The organism is Vibrio sp. OPT46, assembly GCF_015163535.1.
Lineage (GTDB): Bacteria > Pseudomonadota > Gammaproteobacteria > Enterobacterales > Vibrionaceae > Vibrio > Vibrio alginolyticus.
This window is the reverse complement of record NZ_JADDYG010000093.1, coordinates 44,303-54,654: the sequence shown is the minus strand read 5'-3', so window position 1 is coordinate 54,654 and position 10,352 is coordinate 44,303. Positions and strand designations below refer to the sequence as shown.

General features: G+C 45.4%; 8 protein-coding genes and 2 pseudogenes. 6 read left to right on the top strand and 4 right to left on the bottom strand.

Translation table 11 applies throughout. From position 1 onward, the window contains the following. Positions 1–148: 148 nt before the first annotated feature. Positions 149–1,885, bottom strand: coding sequence for a BCCT family transporter (locus IQR33_RS04470; protein ID WP_031778888.1), 1,737 nt, complete (start codon positions 1,883–1,885; stop codon positions 149–151). A gap of 319 nt (positions 1,886–2,204) precedes the next feature. Here IQR33_RS04470 and IQR33_RS04465 point away from each other — a divergent pair, with 319 nt between their 5' ends. The 6 genes and pseudogenes from IQR33_RS04465 to IQR33_RS04445 all read left to right on the top strand — a co-directional run bounded on the left by IQR33_RS04465 (position 2,205) and on the right by IQR33_RS04445 (position 8,082). Next, the gene (locus tag IQR33_RS04465; RefSeq protein WP_054577059.1) at positions 2,205–3,392 is read left to right on the top strand and encodes an aromatic ring-hydroxylating oxygenase subunit alpha; all 1,188 of its coding nucleotides are present in this window, start codon (positions 2,205–2,207) and stop codon (positions 3,390–3,392) included. A 1-nt stretch (position 3,393) separates the two neighbouring features. Further along, entirely contained in the window at positions 3,394–4,815 is a 1,422-nt protein-coding gene (locus tag IQR33_RS04460) for an aldehyde dehydrogenase family protein (protein WP_169628845.1), read from the top strand. Between the two features lie 157 nt (positions 4,816–4,972). Further along, positions 4,973–5,134, top strand: a pseudogene (locus IQR33_RS32310) (rubredoxin); the annotation flags it as partial. Continuing rightward, the gene (locus IQR33_RS04455) at positions 5,123–6,406 is read left to right on the top strand and encodes an NAD(P)/FAD-dependent oxidoreductase (RefSeq protein ID WP_225491648.1); all 1,284 of its coding nucleotides are present in this window, start codon (positions 5,123–5,125) and stop codon (positions 6,404–6,406) included. The pseudogene IQR33_RS32310 and the gene IQR33_RS04455, both read left to right, overlap by 12 nt. 12 nt (positions 6,407–6,418) lie before the next feature. Further along, positions 6,419–7,735: an NAD(P)/FAD-dependent oxidoreductase gene (locus IQR33_RS04450; protein ID WP_193837289.1), complete on the top strand. Its 1,317-nt coding sequence runs from the start codon at positions 6,419–6,421 to the stop codon at positions 7,733–7,735. Beyond that, on the top strand, positions 7,732–8,082 hold the full coding sequence (locus IQR33_RS04445; RefSeq protein ID WP_017635301.1) for an ethanolamine utilization protein EutQ: 351 nt from the start codon (positions 7,732–7,734) through the stop codon (positions 8,080–8,082). The genes IQR33_RS04450 and IQR33_RS04445 overlap by 4 nt, the downstream gene beginning before the upstream one ends. Before the next feature lie 226 nt (positions 8,083–8,308). Here the strand turns inward: IQR33_RS04445 and azu are convergent, their stop codons facing one another. The 3 genes and pseudogenes from azu to IQR33_RS32305 all read right to left on the bottom strand — a co-directional run. Further along, positions 8,309–8,761 (bottom strand): azurin, encoded by a 453-nt coding sequence (gene azu / locus IQR33_RS04440; protein ID WP_005375211.1) that lies wholly within the window; start codon positions 8,759–8,761, stop codon positions 8,309–8,311. Between the two features lie 335 nt (positions 8,762–9,096). Further along, the gene (locus tag IQR33_RS04435; RefSeq protein WP_064369655.1) at positions 9,097–9,747 is read right to left on the bottom strand and encodes an HAD family hydrolase; all 651 of its coding nucleotides are present in this window, start codon (positions 9,745–9,747) and stop codon (positions 9,097–9,099) included. Between the two features lie 268 nt (positions 9,748–10,015). Beyond that, positions 10,016–10,352: pseudogene (locus IQR33_RS32305) on the bottom strand (transcriptional regulator); the annotation flags it as partial.

The following is a 10,352-nucleotide window of genomic DNA, read 5'->3' as shown; positions in this document are numbered from 1 at the left end:
AGAGTGGCTTTTGCAACAGTTGCCAGATGAGGTGGGTGATCGAGGTTTAGCCTAAATCAATAAGCAGAGAAAATAACAGAGTTTGGTCATGTTAAAAAGCGGGAGTACCAGTTCCCGCTTTGTTTTAATTGATTGATGAAACGACGCACTAACTTAGTACTGGTCCCTGATTGAGTGTGGAATCATCTTTTAGTGAGGATGTTGAAGCGATAGGCTCGGAAACCACTGTTTTGCTTTCAACAAGCGGTTCAACAGGACCATCAAGTTTCTCTTGCTCTGGGTGAACGTGCTCTGGAAGCATTGCCCATGGCTTAGGTTCGCGTCGAATACTATGAAACAGCGTTAAGCTCATCACTGCGATAAAAATGGCGATAGGGAAACCGGCAATAATGGAGGCCGTTTGCATTGCTTTTAACCCTCCTGCGTATAGAAGTACTCCCGCAATGGCTGCGATCATGATCCCCCACAATACGCGTATAGAGGTGGGAGGCTCACTGTGCCCAGCGGCATCGAGGGTACATAGAACCAAGGTACCCGAGTCTGCGGAGGTAATGAAATAAGTACCGAGTAATAGACACGCAAGCACGCTAAGTAGTTTACCAAACATACCTGTATCTAGATTGTCGAATAGCGTAAACAAAGCGCGTGTCGTATCGGCTTTAGTCGCTTCAAGAATCGGGCCGCCAGAAAAATCCGCAGGTGGTGTTTGTTTGGCTTCTTGTGCCGCAGTGACTTGCTCTTGATGAGCAACACGAGCGTCTTGCTCTACCTTCAACGCTGCACCACCAAATACTGAAATCCATAAAAACGTGATCAGCGTGGGTACGATGAGAGCACCGCCGATAAGTTCACGTATTGTGCGTCCTTTAGAGATACGAGCCACAAACATGCCAACGAAAGGTGCCCAAGTCATCCACCAAGGCCAGTAATAAGCCGTCCACCAGTTTTGCCAGCCAGAGTCATTCTGTGCATCGCTCCATAAGCTCATACCGACAATGTTTTGTGCATAAAGCCCTGTGCTTTCAAGTAGCGTATTTAAGATATAGCGAGTTGGACCAATGTAAAGTACTACTAGCACGAGTGCGAGTGAAAGCAGCATGTTCCATTCTGATAAACGGCGAATACCTTTTCCTACACCAGATAGCACCGACGCAACCGCACAAGTACAAAGGGAAACGATAATAAAGAGTTGAATCCCCAAACTAATTTCTAGACCAAAGGCTTGATTCAAACCAGAGTTTATTTGGATAACTCCCATCCCCAAGGTTTGAGAGATACCGAAAGCAGTCACCGCGACTGTTAGGATATCAACCGTGTGTCCGATAGGCCCATAAATACGATCACCAATCAAAGGGTACAAGATAGAGCGTAGGGTAAAAGGCAGATCTTTACGGTAGGAAAAGTAAGCTAATGCGAGTGCAACAATGATAAAGACAGACCAAGGATGTAGACCCCAGTGAAAGAATGTCAGTTTCATTGATGTTGTTGCGGCTTCATTGGTCAGGCCTTGAGTAAATGGGTTGTCAGCGTAATGCCACATCGGTTCGGCGACCGACCAGAAAATCAAGCCTATCCCCATGCCTCCGGAAAAAAGCATGGATACCCAAGACAAATAACTAAACTCTGGTTTTTCGTCATCTTTACTCAAACGAATATGCCCATATCGACTAACCATAAGGTAAAGAAGAAAACCGACAACGAGTGAAACAAGTCCGATGTAAAACCACTTCATATTCTGTAGCAAAATGCCGGAAATCGTTTCGAAGTATTGGCCCGCTTGATTGGCGAGAATGGCGCAGAAAAGTACAAAACCGATAACGACGATCTTTGATGCGATTGTCACAGTCGGATTGAGTCCTTTCAATATCCCAGATGTTGCTCTCATAGGCATCCCTCACAGTGCGTTTGTTTTAACGTTATTGTTTGTTGCGTTATTGTTAATTTTTGAAAGAGAGTAGAGAGAGGGCTTTTGTGTTTCAACTGATTAATACTCATCGGTTAATGAGTATTAATCATGACAAGAAGATCATTGTTAATTAAAAGGTTATTTTTTTGTTCGAGATCAATGCATGAATGACAAAAACTCATCCAAGCCCGGCGAAAAAGTCGTTTGTTTGTTGCCGGGTTGTTAATCAAAATCTTCTCCACTAACACAACACGATGTTGTACGCACTGGATGCAACTCGACTCTCGGAGATAAGAATATGAGCAATGTCAACCAAACCATTATTCCTGTTGAACTTGTTGATAATGTACTGAACCCAATCAGTGAAGCAACAGGAATGCCGAATCAGGCCTACACCAGCGAAGAGTATTTTACTTTTGAGCGTGATCAGGTGTTTGGTAACACTTGGGTATGTATTGGTTTTGCATCAGACCTGCTTAAAAATGGTTATGTGATGCCACTTGATTTCATGAATCTTCCACTACTCATGATGAGAAATCGCCAAGGTGAAGTCCAAGTTTTCCACAACGTATGTAGTCATCGTGGTATGAAGCTGGTTCATGAGGCAGGCGAAGTTCAAGGCATGATTCGCTGTCCTTACCATTCATGGACGTACGATCTTGACGGTAATCTAAAAGGCACACCACACATTGGTGGTATCGCAAAACACAAAGATGACCGATTTAAGTGTGAAAAACATGGCCTTAAGCCACTTCGTTCAGCCGTTTGGATGGACATGGTGTTCGTCAACTTATCGGGCAATGCAGAAAGCTTTGAAGAGCATATCGCGCCGCTAGAGCAACGTTGGCAGCAATTCTTAGGTGAAGAAGGATTAGGGCTTCTTCGCCGCGTGAACATGGGTGGCAACTTAGAGATAGAAGTGAAAAGTAACTGGAAGCTTGCCGTAGAAAACTACTGTGAAGCTTACCACTTACCTTGGGTGCATCCGAGTTTGAACAGTTATTCTCGCCTAGAGGATCACTACAACATCATGTTTGCAGAGCGTTTTGCTGGCCAAGGTAGTCTCGCATACAACCTCTCTGATACTGCAGGAACACACTTACCTAAATTTCCAAACTGGCCAGAAGATAAACTGCGTCATGCAGAATATGTTGCACTCTTTCCAAACGTGTTGCTTGGTATTCAAGCCGATCATGCCTTTGCGATGATGATTGAACCAATCACTGCGAATAAGAGTGTTGAGCACCTACGTGTTTTCTATGTGGGTGATGAAGCAACGAAAGATGAGTTCGCTGCGTGCCGTACTGCTACCGTTGAGTCATGGCGAGTCGTATTCGGCGAAGATATTGGAGCGGTCGAGGGCATGCAGGAAGGTCGTTACTCACCTGGCTTTGGTGGTGGTGTGTTCTCACCAGAAATGGATGTTCCGACGCATTTCTTCCAAACCTGGTTGGCAAAGCAAGTGAAAGCGGCACTGGAGCAGTAATATGATGCATTACCTTAATTATATTGATGGTGAGTGGTGCGATTCAGAGCAAGCGCTGACCGTCATGAACCCTGGCACAGCCGAAGCGTATGCGACGATTGCAGAAGCCACTATCACCGATGCCGATCGCGCAATGGCAGCGGCACGTCGAGTGGTCTATCAAGGTCTTCTTTCGGACGTTCGTCCCGCCGTCAGAACCGAGTGGATGTTAAAAGCCGCCGCAGCTATTCGTGAAATGGTTGATGAAGGTGGGTTAGTTGCCTGTCGTGAAAATGGGAAATCTTTGCAAGATGCCAAAGATGAGTTTTTAGAGTCGGCACGTTACTTCGAATACTACGCTGGCATGGCCGACAAGCTGGAAGGCACGTCAATTCCGTTGGGTAAAGACTATGTCGACTTCACTCAATATGTGCCGTTTGGCGTGTCAGTGCAGATTGTGCCGTGGAATTTCCCTGTCTCTATTTGTGCACGCTCATTGGCACCTGCATTAGCCGCAGGTAACGCAGTGGTGATCAAATCGCCAGAGATTTCTCCACTTGCCATGACGTTGTTGATTAAAGCGATTGAAAAAGCGGGCTTCCCAAAAGGCACGATTAACTTGCTATGTGGCAAAGGCTCAGTCGTTGGCAGTCATTTGGTGCAGCATCAAGACGTTGATCAAATTGTCTTTACAGGTTCTGTGCCGACCGGCCAACGCATACTGAAAGATTCAGCGCAACGCGCCACACCATCTGTGATGGAGCTGGGTGGTAAATCGGCCGCTATCGCACTGAAAGATGTGAGTCTCGAAACGCTTTTACAAAGCGTTCAAGTCGGTATTTTCTTTAACGCTGGTCAAGTTTGTTCGGCAATGTCTCGTTTGCTAATTCAAAAAGAGCGTTATGAAGAAGTAAAAGCGGCGGTAGTGGAAATGGCAAAAAGCCTAACCATTGGCCAAGGCGAAAGCCAGCCGGACATCACACCGTTGGTATCGGCTGATCAACAAGCACGCGTGCTTGAAATGATAGAACAAGCAAAAGCCGACGGCGCGAACATCCTAACGGGTGGGTACGCCCCTGATTTGTCAGGTTACTTTGTGGCACCGACGGTGATTGAAGCCTCACCAGATATGCGTATTGCTCAAGAAGAAGTGTTTGGCCCTGTACTGGTAATTACACCGTTTGAAACCGAGCAAGAGGCCGTTGAAATCGCGAATGGCACCGATTTTGGCCTGGTCGCTGGTGTCTTTGGTGAAAGCCTAAACCAAACATTGCGTGTGGCACAGCAACTGCGTGGTGGACAAGTGTTCATCAATGAATGGTTTGCTGGTGGCATCGAAACACCATTTGGTGGCGTGGGCTTGTCCGGGTTTGGGCGAGAAAAAGGACAAGAAGCGATTTATAGCTACGTCCAGACACGCAATATTGCCATTCGTTTGCAGTAAGACAGCAACGTATAGCTACCGTGTAACTGTATTTTCATCACCTCGTACCGGCTTGGATTTCAGACCACAAGCTAGGGCGAGGTTGATGGAATCACAACAAATCTGACAGCGGTTTGTAAACACGGAAATTCTGAACAAGGTAGTTGGAGTATAAGTGATGAGAAAGTGGCTCTGTATTATTTGCGGCTTAATCTATGATGAAGCACAAGGTTGGCCATCCGATGGCATTGCACCAGGAACAGCATGGGAAGATGTACCGGATGACTGGTTATGTCCTGACTGTTTAGTGGGTAAGGCCGATTTTGAAATGATCGAAATCACCGACGATGCGCCACTAGAAGAGGTTGCAGCTGTGTCTTCGGTGTCGGTAGAAGCGTCTGTTCAGCGAAATACGGCTCAGCCTCTTCCATCTGAAGTTACTCAACCTGTATTCTCAAATGACCCTATCGTTATCATCGGTAGTGGCCACAGTGGTTACCAGTTGGCGGCGGCACTTAGAGCACAATCCGAGACGGTTGCTATCACCGTCTTTACCGCTGATGATGGCGCTTTGTACAGCAAACCAGCTTTGTCTAATGCGTTGGTCATGAACAAAGACGGCGACGCGCTGCAAAGTGAAAGCGCGTTGAAGTGGGAAAGCCGTCTCAATATCCGCGTTTACCCGCATACGCGTGTTGAACAGATCGATCGTGCCAATTCAACGCTACATACCTCCATCGGTAAATACGCCTACAGCCGCTTGGTACTGGCAACAGGTGCATCACCGATTGAAATCCCAATTGAGGGCGATCGCTCTTGGGTTATGAGTGTGAACGACTTAGTTGACTACCGCCGTTTCAGATCGGAGCTGCAAGACAAAAAGCGCATCGCGATCCTAGGTGATGGCTTAATTGGCTGTGAGTTCGCGAATGACCTGATCGAAAGCGGTTATGAAGTGACAGTTATCGGGTTGGGTCAATGGCCAATGGAGCGTTTGATCCCGCAACAGTTGGGTGAATCATTACAAAGTGCACTCGCCGAACGAGGCGTGCAATGGGCTCTACAAGACAGTATCGCCAGAATCGAGCCAAGGTCCGAATCCAGTGCGGTTTTACATCTGAACAGTGGCAAGCAGATTGAAGCAGACCTAGTGCTAAGCGCGGTTGGACTCAAGCCAAATGTTTCTCTGGCTGAGCAAGCAGGGCTCGAAGTGGGCCGTGGCATTAAAGTGAATCAATTCGGCCAGACGAGTGATGAGAATATTTACTCGCTAGGTGACTGTGTTGAAACTGAGCAAGGTTGGCAGCCCTATATTGCACCGATTAATCAAATGATCCCTTCTGTAGCGAAAAGCTTGCTAGGCGATGTCGCCCCTATCTCGTTAACACCAACTCCAGTGATTGTAAAAACGCCGATTCTTCCACTCACGATTTTCCCGGTAGCCGCTGAAGAACAGGGACAATGGTACATCGAGAACCAAGCAGATGAATTGACCGCTGCGTTTTATTCACCAGAAGGAGCAATGCTCGGTTTTGCGTTGCTAGGAAGAAAAGTACAGTCATTACGCGGCCCTTGGCTAGATCAATTGTCATTGAAACTGTCAGCAGCGTAGCGGAGAAAAAAGATGATTCATTTACCCAATGATGACGTGACGTGTGGTTGGTACCATGCGTTGCCAAGTATTCCAGAAAAATCGGCGTTAAAAGGTAAACAAAGTGCTGACTATGCCGTGTTAGGTGCCGGTTTCGCAGGCCTAGCTATGGCAAGACGTTTAGCTGAACTTATGCCTAATGCACGAATTATACTGATTGATGCGCAACGTATCGGCCAAGGGGCTTCAGGAAGAAATTCGGGCTTTGTTATCGATTTGCCTCATAAGTTTTCACTTGAGCATCCCGACCCTGAGCACAAGCAAAAGTTATTATCACTCAACCGTTCTGCGATTGCTCAGCTAAACACTTTAGTGTCGAAGCACAGTATTTCTTGTCAGTGGTCAGCAAAGGGCAAATATCAAGGAGCCGTAGGGGCGCGCGGTGAAGCGTATCTCGATCACTTTGAGCACCTAATGAAAGACCTTGGCGAACCATACTTCCATGTTAATGGCAGTGAGCTGGCGAGAGTCTTGGGAACAAACTACTACAGCCGCGCAATTTACACGCCAGGTGGTTATTTAATGCAACCTGCTGCTTTGGTGCGTGGGCTAGGGGAAAGCCTTCCAGAGAATGTCGAGGTGTTAGAGAACTCGCCAATCCGCAAGCTCAGTAAAGAAAACGGTTGCTGGGTATTACATGGAGATAGAGGCTCTGTTGAAGCCCCTGAACTGCTGCTTGGGACCAGCATTTTTACTCGGGAGTTTGGTTATCTTAAAAACAGACTACTTCCAGTGATGACGTTTGCAAGCTGGACGCGTCCATTAACCGACGCAGAAATGCAGCGATACGGAGGTGAGCTGAATTGGGGGTTAACTCCAGCTGATCATGCGGGAACGACGTTACGTATGACCGCCGATCGACGTATTTTGATCCGCAATACTTACAAACACGTGCCGAAATATGGCTCAAGCATGAACGATAAAGTCAGAGAACAAATTCGCGACGATCATCGTCAGGTCTTTCTGGCGCGTTATCCCGAGCTGGCCGACGTACCATTTACTCACACATGGGGTGGGGTGTATGCCATCTCTCGTAACTTTACTAACTTTTTCGGTCAATTAGATGAAGGTGTTTATGCCAGCGCTTGTGACAATGGTGTTGGTGCTGCGTGGGGAACCATTTCTGGAACACTGTTAGCTGACTATGTCGTTGGTGCGACATCTAAATCATTGGATGACATACAGCAAGTGACAGGAATGCCTTGTTTGAATCCGCCAGAGCCTTTTTTAGGTTTGGGAGTAAAAACGCGTATCCAATTAGCAAAATGGCAAAGCCGGAGTGAATTATGAAGCCAGTCAAACTTGTTGATAGTAAAAGTCTAGATTTCAATGTTCGTGGTGATACGCCAGGAATGGCGTATGTTGCCAGGGCGTTAAGCCCAGAAATTTCACCAAACATAGGCGTAGGCTTTGCTAAATGGGAAGGCGCTAAAGTGGCTTGGACAGTGCTTTATGATGAGGTTATTTTCGTGATTGAAGGCTGTTTCGAGCTGACCGCAAATGGTGAAACACATTTTGTGCACCCAGGTCAGATGCTGTGGATACCGGAAGGGACTGAATTGGTTTATGGTGGGCATGCTCTGTTCGGCTATGTGGTTCATCCAGGAAACTGGAAAGAGTTACATGGTATTGAATGACTTTTATCATTTAGTTGTGTTTCGGAAAGGCAAAATAAAAATCTGATTTTTAACCATAACTTTTCGCAAAAGAACTTAATCTCAATGGAGCAAGGGTTTCATACTTGCTATGTTTCTTGGTCACGTTTCCAGACGTGTTAGACCTTTCTCAATTGCTATTTTATCTATCAAAAAGGGAAGCCTTGGCTTCCCTATAATGAGTCTTCTTTTGGCTTGGCTAAAGCTTTTATTTTAGCTCAAATTTACCCTGCATGATTGCCCAGTGACCCGGGAACGAACAGAAGAATGAATAGTCACCGCCGGCTTTCATTTTCTCAGTACTGAACGTAATGCTGGTGCTTTCACCGCCACCAATTACTTTTGTGTGAGCGTAGACGCGATCATCATTTGGTTTTACGTAGTTATTTTCTGCTCCAGCTGCCATGCCATCAGTACCGACTGCTTGTAGGTTGGCTGTGTCAGAGATGACCACGTTGTGACCCATCGATTGCGCTGGCATCTTACCTGTGTGATTCAGCGTTAGTTTTACCTCTTTACAAGTGGCTGGTACGCTCAATGTTTTAGTAGAAAACTGCATCATATCGTTAGCATCTAATGACACTTCACACTCGGCACTGGCTTGGGCACCAAAGCTCATTCCTACTAATGCGAAGGTTGTTGCTAATAAACGTAAAGACATATAACACTCTCCATTTTGTATTTTAGGCTGACTTGGATTGATCTTATCCAATAGTTCTCATTATCAGCCAATTTTCACTCCAAAAACGTGCTTCAATCGGTATATTGACGTTTTGTTGCAAGCTTGTACTGGTCAGTTCCGCTATTTGATCACTCAAATGCCTTATTTCATGCGATTGCGTGAGTTAAATCAAAAGTCGTGATTAGCCAGAGTTAAGGTGAAAATAATCTCTCTAAACGGGTGGCAGAATTGTTTGGTTTTACGGTATTGGAGAGGTTTCGAGAAAGAAGCTCAGCTAAATTGCTGAGCTTCTAGAGAACAGACGACAAGTAGACCTAGCGAGTTTGCTTTAACGCATGCAACACATCATGCAGTGAAGGTGCGACAGTATGGCCTAATTGCTTTATTTCGTCACAAGGCTCAACCAAATCAGGGATTTGATAAGTGATCATGTTCGCTGCTACAGCAGCACGCACGCCATTATTTGAATCTTCAAAGGCGAGACATTTGGTTGGATCTACGCTTAGACGACTTGCTGCAAGCAGGTAGATCTCTGGATCAGGTTTGCCGTGTGACACTTCACAGCCCGTCGTTAAGTTGTCGAAATACTTGCTTAGGCCCGCTAACTCCAACTTCTTCTGTGCCACTTCTTTTGCTGTAGAAGTGGCGACTGCAATTGGCAACCCTTGGCTTTTCAACCACTCAAGCAGCTCAATCACCCCTTCTTTTACAGGTATCGCTTGGTGCTTAACCACAGCGTCGTAACGGTCGCGCCACTCTTCGTGTAAGCGGTCAAGATCATCCCCATAAGCTTTACGAAAAATCACTTCAATGCCCGCTGCATTGCGACCAATGATTGAAAGGTAAACATCTTTATAGAAGGGTAGGTTCTGGGCTTCACATGCTTTTTGGAAAATATGCATACAGACGCGCTCAGTATCAAGGAGCAAACCATCCATATCAAAAATAGCAGCTTGGTAGTTCATTACATTAAGACTTTTTGGTTGGGATGGCGCATTTTGACACAAGCAGATCGTTTTTTCTTCTAAAAATTAGAACTTGATTTTGATCCTATGAGTTCACATTGCCTCTGAACACACTATACACAGAGTCTATAAATTAGGTGTGAAATATAATATTTTTAAAATTATAAAAATTCAGTTAAATAGATAAAACTCTATCTTAATATAAGCTAGAGTTTTATTAATATTCTATTGTTATTTTAACTATTGGATAATTTATTAATAGTTAAAATTAATAATAAAATAATACCAAGTCACGATTGTTTACGACTGCATGAGTGTACCAGCTCTTGACTTCAGATATTTGTTGCTCTGATAAGCCTCCGAAGTCAACGTTATCTTGGTGAATATCTTGATTTTTTATCATAAAAACAACAGGGAAATCGTCAGGGAGTGGGAATTTTATGGGATAATCGGTATTAGTGAATGGAATATCGCAGAAATCGTTTACATCGCAAGGATACCAAGAGTTATTGGATAAGTAATAACCAGTGATCTTACATATAGCTTCAAGCAAGTAAGCATAGGCGTAACCCAAGTGACTGTATTTTATCTCTTCAGACAGCATC

What these genes read in the sequence shown, in the direction of transcription:
- IQR33_RS04455 (WP_225491648.1), top strand. Translation starts at nt 5,123, where the DNA reads ATGATCGAAATCACCGACGATGCGCCACTAGAAGAGGTTGCAGCTGTG.
- IQR33_RS04445 (WP_017635301.1), top strand. Translation starts at nt 7,732, where the DNA reads ATGAAGCCAGTCAAACTTGTTGATAGTAAAAGTCTAGATTTCAATGTT.
- IQR33_RS04450 (WP_193837289.1), top strand. Translation starts at nt 6,419, where the DNA reads ATGATTCATTTACCCAATGATGACGTGACGTGTGGTTGGTACCATGCG.
- azu (WP_005375211.1), bottom strand. Translation starts at nt 8,761, where the DNA reads ATGTCTTTACGTTTATTAGCAACAACCTTCGCATTAGTAGGAATGAGC.
- IQR33_RS04460 (WP_169628845.1), top strand. Translation starts at nt 3,394, where the DNA reads ATGATGCATTACCTTAATTATATTGATGGTGAGTGGTGCGATTCAGAG.
- IQR33_RS04465 (WP_054577059.1), top strand. Translation starts at nt 2,205, where the DNA reads ATGAGCAATGTCAACCAAACCATTATTCCTGTTGAACTTGTTGATAAT.
- IQR33_RS04470 (WP_031778888.1), bottom strand. Translation starts at nt 1,885, where the DNA reads ATGAGAGCAACATCTGGGATATTGAAAGGACTCAATCCGACTGTGACA.
- IQR33_RS04435 (WP_064369655.1), bottom strand. Translation starts at nt 9,747, where the DNA reads ATGAACTACCAAGCTGCTATTTTTGATATGGATGGTTTGCTCCTTGAT.